The organism is Roseateles albus, from assembly GCF_028595345.1.
Lineage (GTDB): Bacteria > Pseudomonadota > Gammaproteobacteria > Burkholderiales > Burkholderiaceae_C > Paucibacter_A > Paucibacter_A albus.
Window position 1 is genome coordinate 380,933 of sequence record NZ_JAQQXT010000003.1, and the last position, 18,826, is coordinate 399,758.

At 61.7% G+C, this 18,826-nt stretch carries 20 protein-coding genes; 10 read left to right on the plus strand and 10 right to left on the minus strand.

The genetic code is table 11. From position 1 onward, the window contains the following. Nucleotides 1-2 precede the first annotated feature (2 nt). The 3 genes from folK to PRZ03_RS07020 all read left to right on the plus strand — a co-directional run bounded on the left by folK (nucleotide 3) and on the right by PRZ03_RS07020 (nucleotide 2,387). Nucleotides 3-509 (plus strand): 2-amino-4-hydroxy-6-hydroxymethyldihydropteridine diphosphokinase, encoded by a 507-nt coding sequence (gene folK / locus PRZ03_RS07010; protein WP_273599624.1) that lies wholly within the window; start codon nucleotides 3-5, stop codon nucleotides 507-509. Nucleotides 510-716: 207 nt separating this feature from the next. Next, nucleotides 717-1,364, plus strand: coding sequence for a DUF47 domain-containing protein (locus PRZ03_RS07015; protein ID WP_273599625.1), 648 nt, complete (start codon nucleotides 717-719; stop codon nucleotides 1,362-1,364). A gap of 12 nt (nucleotides 1,365-1,376) precedes the next feature. Further along, complete coding sequence (locus PRZ03_RS07020) at nucleotides 1,377-2,387, plus strand: inorganic phosphate transporter (protein ID WP_263533065.1); 1,011 nt, start codon at nucleotides 1,377-1,379, stop codon at nucleotides 2,385-2,387. 69 nt (nucleotides 2,388-2,456) lie between these two features. Here the strand turns inward: PRZ03_RS07020 and PRZ03_RS07025 are convergent, their stop codons facing one another. Both PRZ03_RS07025 and PRZ03_RS07030 read right to left on the minus strand, forming a co-directional pair. Then, nucleotides 2,457-2,930: a TM2 domain-containing protein gene (locus PRZ03_RS07025; protein ID WP_273599626.1), complete on the minus strand. Its 474-nt coding sequence runs from the start codon at nucleotides 2,928-2,930 to the stop codon at nucleotides 2,457-2,459. Next, nucleotides 2,927-3,502 carry a GNAT family N-acetyltransferase gene (locus tag PRZ03_RS07030; protein WP_273599627.1) on the minus strand — a complete coding sequence of 192 codons (576 nt, stop codon included), beginning with the start codon at nucleotides 3,500-3,502 and terminating at the stop codon, nucleotides 2,927-2,929. Before PRZ03_RS07030 ends, PRZ03_RS07025 begins: the two co-directional genes overlap by 4 nt. Before the next feature lie 226 nt (nucleotides 3,503-3,728). On the opposite strand from PRZ03_RS07030, the gene rpsP reads away from it, so the two are divergent. The 7 genes from rpsP (at nucleotide 3,729) to PRZ03_RS07065 (ending at nucleotide 8,611) form a co-directional block, all read left to right on the plus strand. Next, nucleotides 3,729-3,980 (plus strand): 30S ribosomal protein S16, encoded by a 252-nt coding sequence (gene rpsP, locus PRZ03_RS07035; RefSeq protein WP_263533062.1) that lies wholly within the window; start codon nucleotides 3,729-3,731, stop codon nucleotides 3,978-3,980. Nucleotides 3,981-3,992: 12 nt separating this feature from the next. Then, nucleotides 3,993-4,619, plus strand: coding sequence for a ribosome maturation factor RimM (rimM, locus tag PRZ03_RS07040; RefSeq protein WP_273599628.1), 627 nt, complete (start codon nucleotides 3,993-3,995; stop codon nucleotides 4,617-4,619). A gap of 17 nt (nucleotides 4,620-4,636) precedes the next feature. After that, entirely contained in the window at nucleotides 4,637-5,431 is a 795-nt protein-coding gene (gene trmD / locus PRZ03_RS07045) for a tRNA (guanosine(37)-N1)-methyltransferase TrmD (protein ID WP_273599629.1), read from the plus strand. A gap of 201 nt (nucleotides 5,432-5,632) precedes the next feature. Continuing rightward, nucleotides 5,633-5,986 (plus strand): 50S ribosomal protein L19, encoded by a 354-nt coding sequence (rplS, locus tag PRZ03_RS07050; RefSeq protein ID WP_263533059.1) that lies wholly within the window; start codon nucleotides 5,633-5,635, stop codon nucleotides 5,984-5,986. Nucleotides 5,987-6,155: 169 nt separating this feature from the next. Next, nucleotides 6,156-6,851, plus strand: coding sequence for a CoA pyrophosphatase (locus PRZ03_RS07055; RefSeq protein WP_273599630.1), 696 nt, complete (start codon nucleotides 6,156-6,158; stop codon nucleotides 6,849-6,851). Nucleotides 6,852-6,879: 28 nt separating this feature from the next. Next, nucleotides 6,880-7,869: a CobD/CbiB family protein gene (locus tag PRZ03_RS07060; RefSeq protein WP_263533057.1), complete on the plus strand. Its 990-nt coding sequence runs from the start codon at nucleotides 6,880-6,882 to the stop codon at nucleotides 7,867-7,869. A gap of 205 nt (nucleotides 7,870-8,074) precedes the next feature. Continuing rightward, on the plus strand, nucleotides 8,075-8,611 hold the full coding sequence (locus PRZ03_RS07065; protein WP_273599631.1) for a hypothetical protein: 537 nt from the start codon (nucleotides 8,075-8,077) through the stop codon (nucleotides 8,609-8,611). Nucleotides 8,612-8,710: 99 nt separating this feature from the next. Here the strand turns inward: PRZ03_RS07065 and PRZ03_RS07070 are convergent, their stop codons facing one another. The 8 genes from PRZ03_RS07070 to PRZ03_RS07105 form a co-directional block, all read right to left on the minus strand. Continuing rightward, nucleotides 8,711-9,649 carry a Tim44 domain-containing protein gene (locus tag PRZ03_RS07070; protein WP_273599632.1) on the minus strand — a complete coding sequence of 313 codons (939 nt, stop codon included), beginning with the start codon at nucleotides 9,647-9,649 and terminating at the stop codon, nucleotides 8,711-8,713. A gap of 67 nt (nucleotides 9,650-9,716) precedes the next feature. Beyond that, nucleotides 9,717-10,493 carry an SDR family NAD(P)-dependent oxidoreductase gene (locus PRZ03_RS07075; RefSeq protein WP_273599633.1) on the minus strand — a complete coding sequence of 259 codons (777 nt, stop codon included), beginning with the start codon at nucleotides 10,491-10,493 and terminating at the stop codon, nucleotides 9,717-9,719. Then, a complete protein-coding gene (locus PRZ03_RS07080) occupies nucleotides 10,490-11,149 on the minus strand; it encodes a DUF938 domain-containing protein (protein ID WP_273599634.1) in 660 nt (219 codons plus the stop codon). The genes PRZ03_RS07075 and PRZ03_RS07080 overlap by 4 nt, the downstream gene beginning before the upstream one ends. 4 nt (nucleotides 11,150-11,153) lie before the next feature. After that, the gene (locus PRZ03_RS07085; protein WP_273599635.1) at nucleotides 11,154-11,801 is read right to left on the minus strand and encodes an RluA family pseudouridine synthase; all 648 of its coding nucleotides are present in this window, start codon (nucleotides 11,799-11,801) and stop codon (nucleotides 11,154-11,156) included. Next, nucleotides 11,798-12,274 (minus strand): protein-tyrosine phosphatase family protein, encoded by a 477-nt coding sequence (locus tag PRZ03_RS07090; protein ID WP_273599636.1) that lies wholly within the window; start codon nucleotides 12,272-12,274, stop codon nucleotides 11,798-11,800. Before PRZ03_RS07090 ends, PRZ03_RS07085 begins: the two co-directional genes overlap by 4 nt. A 14-nt stretch (nucleotides 12,275-12,288) precedes the next feature. Next, the gene (locus PRZ03_RS07095; RefSeq protein ID WP_273599637.1) at nucleotides 12,289-13,005 is read right to left on the minus strand and encodes a TVP38/TMEM64 family protein; all 717 of its coding nucleotides are present in this window, start codon (nucleotides 13,003-13,005) and stop codon (nucleotides 12,289-12,291) included. After that, entirely contained in the window at nucleotides 13,002-16,946 is a 3,945-nt protein-coding gene (locus PRZ03_RS07100; protein ID WP_273599638.1) for a non-ribosomal peptide synthetase, read from the minus strand. The genes PRZ03_RS07095 and PRZ03_RS07100 overlap by 4 nt, the downstream gene beginning before the upstream one ends. After that, nucleotides 16,943-18,778: a cyclic nucleotide-binding and patatin-like phospholipase domain-containing protein gene (locus PRZ03_RS07105; protein WP_273599639.1), complete on the minus strand. Its 1,836-nt coding sequence runs from the start codon at nucleotides 18,776-18,778 to the stop codon at nucleotides 16,943-16,945. The genes PRZ03_RS07100 and PRZ03_RS07105 overlap by 4 nt, the downstream gene beginning before the upstream one ends. Nucleotides 18,779-18,826: the final 48 nt, after the last annotated feature.

An 18,826-nucleotide genomic window follows, 5' to 3' on the forward strand; every position in this document is an offset into this window, starting at 1 on the left:
TGATGTCGCTGCAGCCTAGGCTGGCCTATATCGGCCTAGGGGCCAACCTGGGCGATCTGGCTCGCACCTTGAGCCTGGCGCTGTCGGCCTTGGGCGATGCGGCGCAAGTCCGATTGCTGGCGGTTTCAAGCGCCTACCGCAGCGCGCCGATTGACGCCGGTGGCCCCGACTATTTGAATGCGGTGGCCTGCGTTGAAACGACCTTGTCCCCCGAGGCATTGCTCGACTGCTTGCTGGCGATCGAGCAGACGCATGGCCGGCTGCGCCCCTTCGTCAACGCGCCGCGCACCTTGGATCTTGATCTGCTGCTTTATGGCGATACGCAGATGGCCAGCCAGCGCTTGACGCTACCGCACCCGCGTTTGCATCAGCGCGCCTTTGTCCTGTTGCCCTTGCTTGAACTGAATGCTGATGTGCAGGCGCCGGGCCTGGGGCGCTTGGCGGCCTTTGTGCCCGCAGTCGCCGATCAGGTGCTGGAGCGCTTGGCGGCACCGCTACTCCAGCCCTAATCGCCCTTGCGGTTCGTGACTACGGCGCTTTTTGCGACAAATTGATATGCATGGCCTTCGGGATGAAGGCTGCGCCCTTACACTCTCGGCCTTGCGCAAAATGACATCTTGATGTCAGTTTTGTGACTTGCTCGCCTTTTTGCGGGGCTGCGCGAGATTTGGCGCAATTTAATGCAATCAGGTGGCCCCAGCGCCTCAGGAGATTTCATGTTTTTTGGCAAGTTGCTGCCCCGCGAGGGAAATTTTTTCGAGCTTTTCAACGAGCATGGTCATCAGATCGCGGAAGGGGCGCGCTCCTTCATGTTGATGCTGCAGAACTATGACGATGTGGACTTGCGCGAGAAGTACGCCGCCGAAGTGGACAAGGCCGAGCACCAGGCCGACCGCATCACCGCCGAGGTCAACCGAGCCCTGCATCTGACCTTCATCACGCCGATCGACCGCGAGCAGATTCACGGCCTGATCAATGCCATGGACGATGTGTTGGACCTGCTGCAGGACTCCACCGAGACCTTGTCTTTGTATGACGTGCGCCGCATTCCCGAGGATGTTTTGCGCCTGGGCGACCTGAGCCTGCGCTGCTGCGAGCGGGTTCAGCATGCGGTGTCCCTGCTGCCCAAGCTGAGTGAGCCCAAGACGGCGGAAGCCGCGATCAAGGCTTGCGAGGAAATCGACAGGCTGGAGTCGGATGCTGATCGGGTGATGCGCTCGGCGATGTCGGCGCTGTTCCGCGAGGAAGAGGATGTGCGCGAGTTGATCAAGCTGAAGGCGATCTACGAGCAGTTGGAGTCGATATCCGACCGCTGCGAGGATGTGGCGAATTTGATCGAGGGCATCGTCCTCGAGAACTCCTGAGCCGGGCGCGCAATGCAGTCGGTAGAGCTCGCGTTTTGGGTCGTCGCCATGCTGGTGATTCTGGCCCTGCTGTTCGACTTCATGAACGGTTTTCATGATGCAGCCAATTCGATCGCCACGGTCGTATCGACCGGGGTCCTGAAGCCGCAGCAGGCGGTTTTGTTTGCGGCTTTTTTCAATGTCTTGGCGATTGCGATTTTTCAGCTCAAGGTGGCCAGCACCATTGGCCGGGGCATCGTGGACCCCGGCGTCGTTGACCATCATGTGATATTCGGCGCCCTGATTGGCGCCATTGCCTGGAACGTCATTACTTGGTGGTACGGCATTCCCTCGAGTTCATCGCATGCCTTGATCGGCGGCATTGTCGGCGCGGTCATCGCTAAAGCCGGGCCGGGGGCATTGATCGCCGCAGGATTGATGAAGACTATTTTGTTCATCTTCGTATCGCCGCTGCTGGGGTTTTTGCTGGGTTCGATCATGATGGTGATCGTGGCTTGGCTATTCAGGCGTAGCTCCCCGCTGCGCGCGGACGGTTGGTTTCGGCGCTTGCAGCTGGTGTCTGCGGGCCTGTACAGCCTGGGGCATGGCGGCAACGACGCGCAGAAGACGATCGGCTTGATTTGGCTGCTTTTGGTGGCTTCTGGCTATATGTCGGCGCAGGACGAGCGTCCGCCGACCTGGGTGATTTCGAGCTGCTACATCGCCATCGGCCTGGGCACGATGTTTGGAGGCTGGCGCATTGTGCGCACCATGGGCCAAAAAATCACCAAGCTCAAGCCGGTCGGGGGCTTTTGTGCCGAAACGGGTGGCGCCATCACCTTGTTCTTGGCGACCACGCTGGGCATTCCGGTCTCCACCACGCATACCATCACCGGTGCCATCGTCGGTGTCGGGTCGGTGCAGCGTGCGTCAGGCGTGCGTTGGGGCGTGGCCGGCTCCATCATCTGGGCCTGGATATTCACAATTCCCGCTTCAGCCTTGGTAGCCGGGCTTTTTTACTGGCTCAGTTTTACCTTGTTCTGAGCTGAGTACTCGGCAATGAGAAAGGCCTGCGCTTTCCCAAGCGCAGGCCTTTTGACTTTTACTTTTTGACTATGGGCCGCTCGGCTTTTGTGTCTCGGCCTCGACCTGGCTCTCAAAGTAGCGCTGGGCGCTGAAGGCAATGGTGGCCATCAAGCAGGTGCCGCCTATCAGCAAGCTGGCGACCACCGCCAGCACTGCGCCCCAGCCGTTTGGGCGCGGCGCCAGGCCCGGGTTGTGTTGCGCGTCCCATTTTTCATCCGGCTTGAGGCCGTAGACGATGGCGCACAGCGTTGCATTCACCAGCATCAAGCCCAGCAGCGGTATCAGCAGCCAGCTGAGCCGGTCATCCTGACCTAGCAGTTCCATGCGTTGAACGCCGTAGAGGCCCGCCAGCGTGGGTATGGGGTGCAGCCATGCCAAGCGATCCCGCCAACCGTAGAGATACAGCCTGTGGAGACCAAAACAACCCAGCAGCAGGGCGGTCCAGGCGGCAATGGTCTTTGATTTGTAGCGCGACGGAGTGGCGCCGTTTATGTTGCTCATGCCGGACTTCCTTGCGGGTCGGCTTCTGGGCTGTTTTGGTCGCCTTGACCCAGTTCACGCTGCATCATCACCACATCGAGCCAGCGACCAAACTTCCAGCCGGCACTTTTCAGCACGCCGGTGTGCTGAAACCCCAGCGAGCGATGGATACCAATCGAGCCCTGGTTGTCGGCGTCGCCAATCACGGCCAGCATCTGCCGTGCACCTTGCTGTTCGCAGCGAGCGATCAGCTCGGCCAGCAGCAGCTTGCCCAGGCCCATGCCGCGCACATCGGGGTGCAAATAAATCGAGTCCTCCACGCAAAAGCGATAGGCCAGGCGAGGGCGGAAGTAATTGGCGTAGGCATAGCCCAAGACCCGGCCACCTGCCTCGGCCACCAGCCAGGGTAGCTTGCGGCCCAGCACTTCGGCGCGTCTGCGACCCATCTCTTCGAGCGAAGGGGTTTCGGTTTCAAAGGTGCCGGTGCCTTGTTGAACGGCAAGCGCATAGATCGCTTGAATGGCGCCGATGTCGGCGTCCGCGCTGGGTCTGATCGTCAAGGAATCGATGATTTTGAGCTTTTCTGAGTTCATATGTGTCCGGGTTGATTGCGTGAGTTTATAATGCTGGGTTTTGGCGCTGGTTGAATCTTCAAAGGCCTTGGGTCTTAGAAGGTTTGGCGTATCTACAGGGCCAACCACGGCGGCGGTGCAGGACGGGATTTGCTTTTTGCGATTCAGGCTTGACCCACGTCACTCCGATCTACTCGCCCTGAGTGTCTCCTGGTGCGATGGATGCAATAGATTCATAGGAAACATCATGGTTGTAATTCGATTGGCTCGCGGCGGCTCCAAGAAGCGCCCCTTCTATAACATCGTTGTGGCGAACAGCCAGCAGCGCCGCGACGGCCGCTTCATCGAGCGCGTTGGTTTCTATAACCCCGTGGCTTCCGGTGCAGCCGAGCCTTTGCGCGTCGCTTTGGACCGCGTTAACTACTGGATCGGCGTTGGCGCCCAGTTGTCGCCTACCGTTGAGCGTCTGGTCACCCAGTCCAAGAAGGCTGCAGTCTAAGCTGCCCGCCCAATGACAAGAGCACCTGCCGAACTCCAGACTTCTGCCCTTGGCTCCACGGAGCAAGCTTGGCCAGAAGATGCGATTGAGGTCGGGTGCATTCTTGATGCCTGGGGCGTCAAGGGCTGGATCAGGGTGCAAGCCTATTCCAGTGATGCCCAGGCGCTGTTCTCCTCGCGGCGTTGGTTTTTACGAGCTAACGAAGCAATTGAGGGGAAGGGCCCAACCGTGGTGCGCAGCAAGCCGCTGCCACGGCTGTTAAAAATTCTTTCGATTCGCGAGCATGGCGAGGGCATCGTGGCCAGCGTCCAGGACATCGCGGATCGCAATGCGGCTGAAGCGCTGCGCGGCGCGCGCATCTTCATTTCGCGCTCGGCCTTTCCGAGCACCAATCCGGACGAATATTACTGGGTCGACTTAATCGGCCTGAATGTGACCAACCGGCAGGGCGAGGCGCTGGGTGAGGTTATTGGCTTGATCGACGCCGGCCCGCACAGTGTGCTGCGCATCATGCCGCCGGGTTTGACGGCGCCCATCAAGCCCGACCAAGAGCGTCTAGTTCCATTCGTTGCGGCTTTCGTTGACGATGTTGATCTTGAGCAGCGCCAGATCACCGTCGACTGGGGCTTGGACTTCTGAGTCCGGGCCAGCGCAGCATGCGCTTTGACGTCATCACCTTATTCCCCGAACTGTTTGGGCCGCATCTGAGTCACGGGGTAACCCGGCGTGCTTTTGAGAGCGCTCAGGTTGATGTGCGCCTGTGGCAGTTGCGCGACTTTGCCGAAGACAACTACCGCCGTGTCGATGACCGGCCTTTCGGCGGCGGCCCCGGCATGGTGATGCTGGCCGAACCGCTGGAGCGCGCGCTGAACGCGGTCAAGCTGGAGCGTCAATTGGCCGCGCTAGATGTTGGTGGCCCGGCCATCATTCATTTCAGTCCGACCGGTCAAGCCATCACTCAGAGCTTGGTGCGCGACTTGGCCAAAGGGTCGGGTGGGGTGCTGCTTTGTGGCCGCTACGAGGGTATGGACCAGCGCTTTCTGGACCGTCATGTGACGCTAGAACTGAGCTTGGGTGACTTTGTATTGTCTGGCGGCGAGCTGCCCGCCTTGGCGTTGCTCGACGCAATTGCACGTTTGCAAGATGGCGTTTTGAACGATGCCCAATCGCATCAGCAGGACAGCTTTTCGGATGGTTTGCTGGATTGCCCGCATTACAGTCGCCCGGAGGTCCTGACTGGCTTGGGGGCTAGCGATACGGGCCTGCCGGTGCCGGCGGTGCTGATGTCGGGCCACCATGCCAATATCGCCAAATGGCGCCGGGAGAAGTCTCTTGAAATCACCCAAAAGCGCAGGCCGGAGTTGATCGCCTTGGCCCGCGAGGCTGGTGCGCTGAGCAAGAGCGATGAGCGATTCTTGCGTGAGCTGGCGAAAACTGACTCGAAGAGCTGAAACTTTCGCAGGGCTCCGGCTTTTCGGCTATAATAGTTGGCTGTTCGATCCTCTGGTGGGTCGATTTTGGCTTGAGTGCTTGTGGTCGGACCGTGCTGCCTTTGCGCAGTACACCCCGTAAGAGCAGGCTGAAATCAGGAAATTGGCGGCCATGTTGGCCGTTTAGCTTGTTGATGCCACCATGATCATTAGGAGAACTCTGTGGACTTGATCCAAACCCTTGAGCACGAAGAAGTTGCTCGCCTGAACAAGGTATTCCCTGACTATTGCCCCGGCGATACAGTGATTGTCAGCGTGAACGTCGTTGAAGGTACACGCAAGCGTGTGCAGGCTTTCGAAGGCGTTGTGATTGCCAAGCGCAATCGCGGCCTGAACTCCAGCTTCATCGTTCGCAAAATCTCGAACGGCGAAGGCGTCGAGCGTACGTTCCAGCTGTACAGCCCATTGATCGCTTCGATCGTGGTCAAGCGTCGCGGTGCCGTGCGTCGCGCCAAGCTGTACTATTTGCGCGATCGTTCGGGCAAGTCGGCTCGAATCAAGGAAAAATTGGGCTGATCGAATTTCGACTCCGGTCGAAATTCGGGAACACGGTTGTAGTGAGTTTTGCTGCAGCCGCCCAACGACAAAGCCGCCTCAGGGCGGCTTTGTCGTTGCTGGGTTGCGGATTTGGTTTTTCTGTGCACTGTGCCAAAGGTTTTTTGCACTTTCCCCTATGCTCTGAGCCATGGTCCGACCCCCTATCTTGAATCCCCAAGCCGTGCCCTGCAGCTCGGTTGATGAACATTTGCCGGCCGTCGCATTGGCTCAGATGATGCCCGAGGCTTTGCGCGAGCGCTTTGCCAATCCGCCCATGTGGCAAGCCGAATTGCTCGGGGATGGTGGGCTGTTCCCGGGGCGCAAGCCGGCCGATGCCGCTGTGCTGCTGCCCTTGGTGGCTTATGACGATGGCTTGCGTTTGTTGCTGACAAGACGCACCGACCATCTGCGCGACCATGCCGGCCAAGTCAGCCTTCCCGGCGGGCGGGTCGAGTCGCAAGACGCCTCACTGGAAGCGACCGCTCTGCGCGAGACTGAGGAAGAGATTGGCCTGTCCCGAACATTCGTGGAGGTGCTGGGGCGCTTGCCCATCTACACCACCGTCACGGCTTATCGAGTCACGCCGGTGGTCGCGTTGGTCAAGCCAGGGTTTGAGCTGAAGCTGCAGGAAGGTGAGGTCGCCGAGGCCTTCGAGGTGCCTCTGCAGTTTTTGATGACGCCGGCTCATCATCGGCACCATGTGTTTGAGTTCGCAGGCGACCGACAGCAGTTCTTGTCGATGCCTTGGCGCAACAAAGAGGCAGCTGCTGACGCTCAGGAATACTTTATTTGGGGTGCAACTGCGGCGATGCTGCGCAACTTCTACCGTTTCCTCAGCGCGTGAGCCCGCTCGCCCGCTATCATTCCCGCCCATGAACTTCTTTGCGGTCCTGCTTGCTTTGCTGTGTGAACAGCTGAAACCTTTGCGCCATGGCAATGGCATTCATCAAGGCGTGATTGGATGGGTGCGTTGGACCGGGCGAAATTTTGACGCAGGGCGTGAGCACCATGCCACCGTGGTCTGGTGCATCACCGTGCTCGGGCCGGCGCTGTTGACGGTGCTGATCTATTTGACCGTTAGCCACTTCAGCTTGTTGTTGGCCCTGGGCCTGGACATGTTGGTGTTGTATCTGACCCTGGGTTTCAGGCAGTTCAGTCATTACTTCACCGATATCCGCGATGCACTTGAGCGCGGTGATGACTTGGAAGCGCGCCGTTTGCTGTCGGAGTGGCGTCATCTGGATGCCAGTGAGCTACCGCGGACCGAACTGGTGCGGCATGCGATTGAGCATTCCTTGTTGGCCGCGCATCGCCACGTGTTTGGCGTGTTTTTCTGGTTCGTCGTGCTATCAACCTTAGGCCTCGGTCCGGCGGGTGCGGTGCTCTACCGGATGGCCGAATTTGTCAGCCGCTACTGGGCCTTCAAGAGCCGCACCTTGGACGCGCCCACCAATCTGCGCTTGATGCAGCTGTCAAGGCGGCTGTTTGGCTTGATCGACTACCTGCCGGCCCGCTTCACGGCGGTGGGGTTCACCATCGTGGGCAATTTCGAAGAAGCAGTGAACGGCTGGCGTCGCGACGCCGGCCTGTGGCTGCATCCCAATGAAGGCATTATTTTGGCCTCCGCTGCCGGGGCCCTGGGCCTGCAATTGGGCGGCGTGGCCGCACCGGGTGTCACGCCGGATCGCAGCAAGACCTTTGATGCTGGTGTGGACTCGGATTCGACCCTGGCCGATGGCTCAACACCGGGGCAACTGCCACAACTGGGCCATTTGCAAAGCGTGGTCGGTTTGATTTGGCGTTCGGTCGTGCTGTGGATGCTGTTGCTGGCCTTGCTGACCTTGGCCAATTTGGTCGGTTGAATGGTTTGACCATCGCTCTGTACACGGGTTTTGCCGCGCTGCCATCGAGCCAGCGTGTAGTTTTTTATAGCAAAAAGTGGCGGCCCGTGCGCTGCGCGATTAAAGTCCGTGGTGTGGAAGTCGAAATAATGCACATGATCTGCTTCGAGCCGACTTGCTTGCTTGCTCTCAAGCGAAGTGCCGACGCAGCCCAGCAAAGTCTCTCTTGCGGAGGTTTGCCATGATTAATGCTGTAGCTGGTGCCGTTGAAAAAATTCCGGCTCCAAGTCGCCCAAGCGGTGAAGAGTCACTGAAGCGCCGTGAAACGCCTCAACCCATGACGGCGGCAACGGTCGAGCAGGATTCGGCCGTGGTGGAAATTTCGAGTGAAGGCGCTCGATGGGCACAAGCCAAGACGCAAATGCCGGCCGAGCGCTCCGAACCTGCGCTGGCACCTCAAGCTGCCGCAAATAATGAGGCAGCCGAGAAAGCCACTGCCAGCGCATCAGCGCAGCCGGCAGCAAGCGCCACGCAAAAATCCGCTAGCCCGGCCAAGCAAGGGGCGACGAGCGAAACAGACCAGTTCGATGAAGCAGATGCGAATCAGGACGGCACGGTGAACGTGCTTGAACGCCGAGCTTATGATTTCATGCACCCGACCCTGGCTCGTTACCCGGGTTCGGCGGATGAGCAAACGCCACGCACGGTGGCGGCAGAACTGAAGGCTTATGAGGCAGTGGCGCGCAGTGGGCGCAATCTCTGACCCGCAAACAGATGCAAAGCTGGCACAACGCCGGCACAAAAAAAGGCCCGTTGACACGGGCCTTTTGATTTCTTGCTCAGGGTTTGACCAAGGCCCGTGTCAGGCCGAGGCCGTAGCTTGGATACCCGCAATCGCCCATTCCTGGCTTTCGTCAACCGGGCGGACCAAGTGCCAGACCTCATCGAAGTTTTCGGCCGCTGCTTCGCTTTGCTCGCGAATCAAGCCCCAGAACCGCACGCTGACGATTTGTTGGCCATGCTCTTGCACACGCTCAATCACACGGGCATCAAGCTGCAACACATCGGTGCGCTGAATGGCGCCTTTGCGGTCTAACAGCTCTTGTTGCACCACGCCATACATTTCCGGCGTGGTGAAGCGGCGCAAGTCGGCTTGGTCGCCGGCATCATTGGCTGCTTGCAAGCGTATGAACACGCGCTTGGCGAGTTGCTCGAAGCCGGCATTATCAAATCCGTCGCCTGCGAGCGCAGTTGTGGGTGCTGTCGCAGCGGCGGTCGCAACCGGCGCTGCGGTGAACGCGGCAGGCGGGCTCACCGGTGCAGCAACTGGCTGCTGTGGCTGAGTCTGAAATGGCGCACCGGCACCTGCGTACTGCATGCCTTGGGCTGCGGGCTCCTTAGCGGCTCGCATACGGCGCATCACAAAGCCGATCACAAACATCAAGGCCACGCCGATCAGCAACATGGTCATCACATTGGCCAAGGCGCCGCCCATGCCGAAATGGCTGGCCAAAGCGGCAATGCCAAGGCCTGCGGCCAAACCTGCGATCGGACCCATCCAGTTGCGCTTGGGTGCGGCAGCAGCGGCTGCACCTGGGGCAGCGGCGGCTGCCGGCGTAGCGGCTTGCTGGGGCGCGGGGCTGGCCTGCTGTACCGGTGGTCCCTTGGCCGCATCGGCAGGGGGGGCAGTGCGCTTCATGCCGGAGGAGCCGCCTCCACCCAGGCGCTTGGCTTCGGCGTCAAACGTTGTCAAGCCCAAGGCCAAAACAGCCACCATTGCAGAAATCAAAAATCGTTTCACAAAATTCCTCCAAGCCTCAATTGGCCGTCGCGTTAAGGTGGGGTTGCTGCGGCGGCTTTCAAGGGCCTCAGCGCAGATCAAGTTCACGCACATCGGCAAGTACCGTGGCACCAAAGTCCCCGCGCGCAAGATAACTTAAAACCTTTTCCGCTGCGGCTGTAGGGCTTAGCAATTGCCCGCTGGTTTTGAAGTTAGCAAACACGGCTTGATCCGGGAACTTGCTTGGATCGCCGCTGCGCAACTGGGCTTGCATTTCCGTGTCGATGATGCCGGGCGCCAAGGAGACGATTGCCGCGCCGTCCGGTTTGGCTGCTTCATCGAGGGCCATGGCGCGCGAGAGATTGTCCATGCCTGCCTTGGCGGCGCAGTAGGCCGCACTGCCCGCCATGGCGCGGCGTCCCAGGCCGGACGAAATGTTCAAAATCCGCCGTTGCCGGCCCAGGGCAGTCGTGCCGCGCAAGAAGGCGCTGCTCAGGAGCAGGCAGGCTTCCAGCCCAACGCGAATTGCCGTCGACAGGTCTTGCAGCGACGCACATTCGACCGGGCCGGGTGTGGGCACGAGGCCGGCGTTATTGATCAAAGTGGCGCGGCTGAAGCGCCCGCTGGCTTGCGCCTCCAGCCAGCTTTGCAGTGCCTGCGCGGCGGCCAGCGGCTGGCTCAGGTCATATTGCCACTGCATCAGGTTTGGCATCAGTTGAGCGCTCTGCGCCGCCTCGTTCAGCGCGGCACTTTGGCCGCGCGAGATCCCGATCACGACATGGTCGGGATGCAGCAATTGGCGGGCGATCGCCTCGCCCATGCCGCGTGAAGCGCCGCTGACGATGTAAAGCTCTTGCTGTTTCATAGAGTTTCTTTCGGAGGAGTCGAGGCGCTGGCCGGCGCGATTCGGCCAAAGACCAGCAGCAGATTATTGGCAGGCATTTTGATCGCATTGCGCAGGCTGAGCTGGCAGGCCTTGGCCTGAGCCGCGACTTCGTCCAGATGGCGCAGGCCCCAGGCCGGGTTGCGCTCGCGCAGGTCGGCGTCGAAAGCCAGATTGCTGGGGGCGGTGTCCACGTCGCGCTGCAAGAACGGGCCGTAGACGAGCAATAGCCCCGTCGCCGCGAGGTGGCGCGCCGCACCTTGCATCAAGGCCGCACAGGTCTGCCAGGGCGAGATATGCAGCATATTGGCGCAGTACAGGGCATCCAGCGTCTGATGGCTGGGCGGCAGGGCCCAATCGGCGTGCAAGACATCGACTCGCACGGGTGCAGCGCCATGCGGGCGCCAAGCTGCAATGGAGGCCAGACCTTCGGGCGTCGGGTCTGAGCCCAGCCAGTTCCAGCCTGGCATTTGGGCGGAAAAATGTGCAATATGTTGGCCGCTGCCGCTGGCTACTTCCAGCGCTATGCCTTGGGCGGGAAGCAAGGGCAGTAGCGCGTCGAGGATGGCGTGTTTGTTGCGCTCGGCGGCAGGCGAGTGCAGGGCGGCAGGGTGCAAGTTGGCAGTGGGCAAGGTCATGTTGTCAAAACTCCGGTGGGGACTCGAAACTCAGGTCCCAGTCTGGCAGCTTGAGTGTGCGGGCGTGCAAATACATGCGCGGGGCGGCTTGGCCGCCGTACAGCGTGTCGCCGATGATGGGGTGGCCCAATGCCAGCATGTGCACGCGCAGCTGATGCGTGCGGCCGGTCACCGGCTCCAGCTCCACGCGCGTCTGTTGCGCGCAGCGCGACAGCACGCGGTAGCGCGTCAGCGAGGCTTTGCCGATTTGGTGGTCAATTTTTTGACGCGGCCGGTTCGGCCAATCGGTGATCAATGGCAGGTCTACTTCACCCGCGTCGGGGAGGGGCAAGTTGCCCGCCAGCAGCGCCTCATAGCGTTTGTGCACGCGCCGGCCTTCGAATGCCATGCTCAAGGCGCGCTGCATGGCCGGGCCGCGTGCGAGCAGCAGCAGGCCCGACGTGGCCATGTCCAGGCGGTGGACGATCAAGGCCTCGGGGTACAGGCGCTGCACACGGTGTATCGCGCAATCCTGCTTGTCTTCGCCGCGGCCCGGCACCGACAGCAGACCGCTCGGCTTGTTGATGAGCAACAGCGCGTCGTTGACAAACAAGAAATCGACGCGAAGCCCTTCGTCATCGAGGCCGACCCCAAGAACTTGTGTGCCGCTCAAAATTGGTCTATCCAGCCCGATTGCAAGGCGGACTGAGGGTTGGATCCGGCCGCCCGTACGTGGCTGAGCGCGGCTTCGCGGTCCAAGCCTGCTTGCTTCAAGACGCAAGCGGCGACCGTGCCGGTGCGACCCAGGCCGGCGGCGCAGTGCAAGAAAACCTGCTCGCCCAGTTGCAAGCTGTGGGTCACTTGTTCAACACCTAGCCGAAATGCGGCAGGGTCGGCGCCCAGCCCGAAGTCGCGCATCGGCAGATGCTGCCAGCGAAACGGCAGCCGCCCCTCGGCAATGGCCTTGTGATAGGCGGGCGACAGGCCTGCAATTTCTTCCAGCGGGTTCAGGCAGACCACCAGATTGAGGTTGCGCAGGCGGGCTTCGTCGAGAAACGAGCCCCAGGACTCCAGGCGGCCAGGCATAGAGCTCAGCCAGAGGCGGCCGCTCAGATTCGGGGGCAAGGTGAGGGATCTAAATGGCATGGCGCTATTTTCGATCAGCTTTGATGACGCCGCTGCCATCGCCGCAAACCCATCGCCAACGCGAAGGCAAGCAGCAAGATCAGCAGCGCGATCAAACCCAGCCAAAGCCAGTCCTCGCGGCCCGCTTGCTGCAGGGCGCGCAAGAGGCGCTCCATGAAGAAGGCCATCACCAAGGTGCTGGGCGTCATGCCTATGGCCGTGCCCAGCAGCATGTCACGCAGCCGGATATGGGTGGCGCCGGCCACCATATTGACGACCGCAAACGGCGCCAGGGGCAGCAAGCGCAGCGTGATCACGGCCCAAACGCCGCGGCCGCCCAACTGCTCGCTGACTTGGCGTACCTTGGGGCCGGCCAGCCCTTGCAATGCTTGATGGCCCAGGCTGCGCCCGATGGCATGGCTGGCAGCCGAGGACAAGAGTGCGGCACCCACACTGCAGACAAAGCCCTGCCAAGGCCCCAAGGCGGCGATCAACAACAGGCTCAGCACCGACAGCGGCACCGCCAGCGTGAGGCCCAGGGCGGCGCCCAGCATGGCCAAGCCAGGGCCGAGTTCGGCTCCGCTGCTTCGCAACTCGGTCAGCCCAGCGGCGAGATCCAGCTTGCCGCCGCTCCAGAACAAGGCCAGGGCGAGCAGGCTCGCCAGTAGCAGCGCCAACAGCACAAGGCGTAGCTTGAGATGCTTGATCGCGGGTCCTGGCTTGACTGCGCTTAGGTCTTTTGTCTGCTTCATGCAGCCTCATTCTCGCCCTGTGCTTGAAGCAAGAACTGCCGCATCGTCTCGGCCAGCTCGTTCACATGCTGAGCCTCAAACATCGAGCCATGCAAGCCGCTGACCAGCCGCGTTTGTATGCCTTGGGGCATCAGACGGTGCCAGCCCTGAAACAAGAAGCGGTTCCAACTGGCCAGGCCGGTTGATTTGACCAGCAGTACCGGGCCGTCAAAGGCATGGCAGCGATGACCCCGTAAAGCGAGCACCTGGCTGATCAGGCCGGGGTCACTGAACATCGCGCTGAGTCGTCGCCCATTCATGCTCAGATCCTGCATATGCAGCTTGCGCACCAGCCAGCCGAGTGCGCGCCAAGAAGTGGCGCCGCCAAACACCGCGTCCGGATGAATGGTGTCGAGCAGCATCAAGCCCAGCGGTTTGCGGCCACGTTTTTGCAGCTCAAGCGCAGTGGCCAGCGCGGTCACGCCGCCGACCGAAAACCCGGCCAGCCAAACGGCCTGATCGCCAGTCTGTGCCTGCGCTTCGATGCAATCCGCATACAGCGTCGCGAATTCCTCCATCGTGGCGGGTGCTGGGGACAGCGGCGCCTGCAACATGAAGAGCTGTGCTTCGCCTTGCAGGGATTGAGCCAAGTTTTGCAGCCGCAGCACATCGCCATGGCCCGAAGCCGCCAGAAATAGGGCCGGTGCTGGGGCCGATGTGTCAGCCGAGGAATCGCTGAGCGCACGCAGGACACCGGGCCTGGCGATGGGCAGGTTCAAGGCCCGCGCCAGGCTTGCAATGCTTGGATGCTCGCTGATCAACTGCAGCGGCAGGGGCCGGCCCAGTTGGTCTTCCATGGCGCCCAAGATGCTCAGCGCGGCCAAAGAGTCTCCCCCCAGCTCAAAGAAATCATCATCCATGCCGATGCTGCGTATGCTGGCCATGCTGCCATCCCGCGGGCTCAGCGCCTGTTGCCACAGGGCCAGCAGTCTGTGCTCCATCGCTGTTGCGGGCGCGCGCAGGCTTTTGCTGCGGCATTGCTCGCTTAGCGGCAGTGGCAAGGCGGCGCAGTCGAGCTTGCCTGTGCCGGTCAAGGGCATTGCTTCCAGCCAGGTGAAACCGCTTGGCCGCATATAGTCGGGCAGCTTCATCCGCAAGCCGGCTTGCAGTTCGAGCGTATCGCAGGGCCGACCGACCAGCCATGCATGCAGCTGCGCTTGACCACCCAGCTCGATTTTTTGCACGACGGCCTGCTCTATGCCGGGCAGCGCACAGCAAGCGGCCTCGACATCGCCGGGTTCGATCCGGTAGCCCCTCAGCTTGATCTGGCGGTCGATGCGGCCGCTGAAGTGAAGGCGACCGAGGACATCCAGCCAGCCGCGATCGCCGCTGCGGTAGATGCGCTGTCCGGCAGCAAAAGGGTCGGCCATGAAGGCCTGTTGATCTAGATCGGGCCGGCCCAGGTAGCCGCGTGCGAGCGCGCCGCCGCCGATATAGATCTCGCCGATGGCGCCGAAGGGCAGCAGCTCTTGTCGTGGCCCCAGCACATAGATGCGGCTGTCGTCGATCGGGCGGCCCAGTGGCAAGTCAGCGCCGGATTCGGGCGCCTGTCCTTCGGCCGTATCAAGGGTGCAGTCCCAAGCGGTGGCGAAGATGGTGGCTTCCGTTGGACCGTAGACATTGAACAGTTGTGCGCCGGTTTCACGCACAAAACGCGCGGCCAACTCGGGCGCCAAGACCTCGCCGCCGCAACAGGCCACACGCAGCTTCAGCCCCGGCTTGCCATGCCAGCCGGCCAAGAGCCCGGGCAGGCTGGAGGGCACCAGGGCGCTGAAGGTCGTGCCATGCCTGAGCATGAAGTCCGCCAAACGCTGCGGGTGCAGCTTGCCGGGCGGCGGCAGCGCAATGCTGGCCCCTTGGGTCAGCGGCAGCAAGAGCTCGATCAGCGCCGGGTCAAAGACCAGTTGTGTGCCTTGGGCCGAGCGGTCGTTGGCGTCGATCGCCCAGGCGCGGGACAGCCAAGCCAGCCGCCGTGACAAGGCGCCGTGCTCGACCATCACGCCCTTTGGCCGCCCGCTGGAGCCCGAGGTAAACAAGACATAGGCCAAGTCATCGGGGCTGGCTTTCGCCCATGACCCTTGCGCTTGCGAGGGCGCCACCGCTGAGTCTGAAGCCACACGCACAGGCAGGCAGCGGCTGTGCAGCGCCGCCAAATTGGGGGTGGCCGAAGCGTCCAACAGCAAGGCGACGGCGCCGCTGTCCGCCAAGATCTCGGCTAAGCGAACCGTGGGCGCTTGCGGGTCCAGCGGCAAAAACGCGGCGCTGGCGCGAGAGATGGCCAACAATGCGGTCACCATCTCAGGCCCGCGTTCAATGGCCAGGGCCACCACCTTGTTACGTGCAGCGCCCAAGTCGCGCAAGCGTCGGGCCAGCATTTCGACCCGCTGAGCAAGCTCACCGTAGCTGAGGCTGCCGCCATCCCACACCAGCGCACAGCGCTGCGGCCACAGCGCGGCTTGATGCTCGAAAAGATCGATATAGGCTTGCGGCGCGTCCAACTGAGCGAGATCTTTGTGCAGCCCTTCCAGCAAGGCCCAGCGCTCTTCGGAGGGGACAATGTCTAAGGCCTCAAGGGAGCGGTTTGGGTGCAGGGCCAAGGCCTCTGCCAGGGCCTGCGTCAAGTGCCAAAGCCTGCGCGCCAAAAGCTGCGGCTCACCCGGCCCGAAGCAGTCTTGGCTGGCTTCAACAATCATCTCCGGGTCGGCCTGGGAATCAAACTCGCACACCGTCAGCGCCAGCGGATAGCGTGCCACGCCGGCAAAGAGTTGGCGAGAGTCCACCAGCTGTGCCGCGCCGAAAGACAAGGCGTAGTCTTGCCGCTCAAAAGACAGCACAAGGTCGAGCAGACTGTCGCGACCCGCACGCATCAGCGGCAAGGAATGACTCAGCTCACTCAAGGGGTAACGCGGATGGCGCAGCGCGCCCTGGATTTGCTGGCTGACATGGCGCAGCAAGTCCGCCGCGCTCGCACCGGCTTCGATCTGCACGCGAACCGCCAGAACGCCGACAAACATACCCGGCGTGGCGCGGTAGCGCCGGCCCGAGCGGTTCAGGCTGGGCACGCCGATCAGCAATGACGAGCGGCCCAGCAGGCGGGCGTAATACAGCGCGACTGCGGCCAAAAAGCAGGCAAAGACGCTGCTCCCCGAGGCTTCTGCGCTGGCCGCCAGGCGGTCGTAGGCGGGTCTGGGCAAAGGCAGTTTGAAAACATCGGCTTCGGGCAGGGCTTGGCGCCTTAGCTGGCCTTGGCCTTGGCTTTGGCGCGGTGCAATCAAGGCGCCGTCCAGCAGGCTTTTTTGCTTCCCCGCGAGGTGTTCGCCGAGCTGCTGCTGCCAATAGATTGCGTCTCGCTCAAACTGCACCGAACTTTTGTAGGCCACAGACTCGGCAATAAAGTCTTGGTAGCTGGGTGCTGGCAATGTCGTGTGGGCTGAGTCTGAGTCCAGCTCCGCGTAGATTTCGCTCCAGGCTCGCATCACTTGGGTGGTGCCCCAGCCGTCCATGACCAGATGGTGAAACTGAATCGTCAGCCCATGCAGCAGATCGTTGGCCCGCAGCAGGGTGAAGCGCCAAGGAGGCTGGCCGTCTAACTCGAAATGCTGTCGCATGCTTTGCTGCCACCAGGCGCGCATGCTTTCACGTGGGTCGTCGCTGGCATCAAGCCTGATCAAGTCGAGCTGCGGCTCGAAGTGGCTGAGCAGGCATTGTGTGCCGTCGGCGTGAGGGGCCAGGCGCAGCGCGTCATGGCGCGCCACCAACAGCAGCAAGGCCTGCTGCAGGCGTGCCACATCCAGCGGCCCGACAAGGAAGCCGGCGCCGCCGATGTGCAGATGTGTGCTGCCCGGCCAAGCGCGCTGATCGAGCCAAACCTCACGCTGGCTGAGGGATAAATCGAGTTTCAAGCCCGGGGTGGGTCTGACTGCTTGGGAAGATCCCATTGGCCAATTTTCTCCATCGCATAGCGGTAACCAATTTCGGCAATATCGGCACCTCGCCCGTAGGCCATGAGGGCATATTCACCGACCGGCGGTTCCAAATAATGGTCAGCCTGAGCGATGGTGCGAACTCTCTGGTTCATGCTGCCCACATGGCTTGCGCTGTAAAGAATTTCGGCAATCCCAGGGGAGACCGGCGCGCGGGTAGAAAATTTTGACTTCAGGGTGCTCCAGGCGCTCAGGCGCTTGAGCGCGTGATCGGCAAGCAGATTGGCACGCACATCCACATCAATCGCGATGATCAAACCGTTGCCGCGCCGCCTTTCTAACTTGGTACCTAGGCGCATGCGCATCGCCTGAACGGGCACGTTGTCCAGAATGGCACCATCCACCAGCAAGGCGCCTCGCATCAATACCGGCGGCAACAGGCCGGCCGGGGAGTTGCTCGCCAGCACGGCCTTCCACAGCGGGCCGGCGTCCAGCACCTGCGTATTGCCCAGGCTCAGATTGCAGGCTGCCGCGAAATAAGGACGCCAGAGTTGCTCAATCTGAGCGTTGCCAAACATGCGCTTGAGGTCGCGCTCGACCCGGCGCCCAGCCGCCAGCGATACCAAGGGCAGGGTCGGCCTTTCGCCGCCGGCCGCGAAGCGCTGCGTGTGTCGCAGGATATCGGCCAAATCATGGCCTAGCGCGTATTGCGCGCCGATCAAGGCGCCCATGCTGTTGCCGCCGATCAGATCGACCGCAAGCCCGCATTCCTGCAAGGCACGTAAGACCCCCAGATGCGCGAAACCGCGCGCACCGCCGCCGCCCAACACGATGCCGACGGCGCTGCCGGTCAGAAAGCGCGCCAAGCGGGCCGAGTCTCCCAGCCTGCCCCGGCGCAGCGGGTAAATGCGCTCGACATCACGCCCCAACAACCAGGGCGCTGGCGGCACAGCTTGCACTTGCGCGGGGCTGTGCAGCAACACCAAGTGACGGCGTTTGAGCAAATAGCCGGGCTCTTGACAGAGCGTCAACTCGATATCGGCAAGCCTGGGGTCGGCATCGGCATCGGCCACAAACACGACTTGATCGGCTTGCCTGAAGGCGTAGCGGGTCCAAGCGCAGTCTTCGCCCGAGCTCTCGTACAGGATGAACTCATGCTCTTCCTCGATGCGAGGCAGGGCTTCGCGTGGCACGGCTTGGCCATTCAGCAATAGCTTGCTGCCATCGGCAGCAGCTTGAAGGTGCGCCACCCGGCCATGCTTGGCAAATGCCAGGGTCAGGTCTTGCCCCAGGCTTGTTTGCTGCCCGTGTTGTTGCTGGTGTTGAAGCGGCAGCAGCACAAAAGTCTGGGCCAGATGTCGATCGGCCGGGTCGGGTGCATTGCGCATGCGGTCATAGACCGCCTTGAGGAAAACCTGCGACAGCTCGAGCGGGAAGCATTGCAGCAGCCGCTCGTAGGCTTGGCGGCTCAGCAGGGCCAAGCGCGAATCGCGCACGGCCGTCACATCTTGGGCGCGCGCCTGGCCCAGGATCATCCCCAATTCGCCAATGCTTTGGCCGGGCTGAATCTGGTTATAGAGCAGCAGTTGGCCGTCGGTGCCCTGGCGAGAAACCCGCAGCCCGCCGCTGATCACGAAGATGATGCAGTCGGATGCGGCGCCCTCATGAATCACGGTTTCGCCGCCGTGCACGCTCTTGAGCGTCATCGCGTCGGCCAAGGCCTCAATGATCTCGGTCTGGAGCGCACCAAATACCGAGCTTGAACGCAAAACGTCGATGACGCGGGCACGGCTGCTTGGGGAAGGCTGCATCGAAGCAGTCTAGCCTGTGGCGGTGCCCCGAGTGGACACAAATCAGCC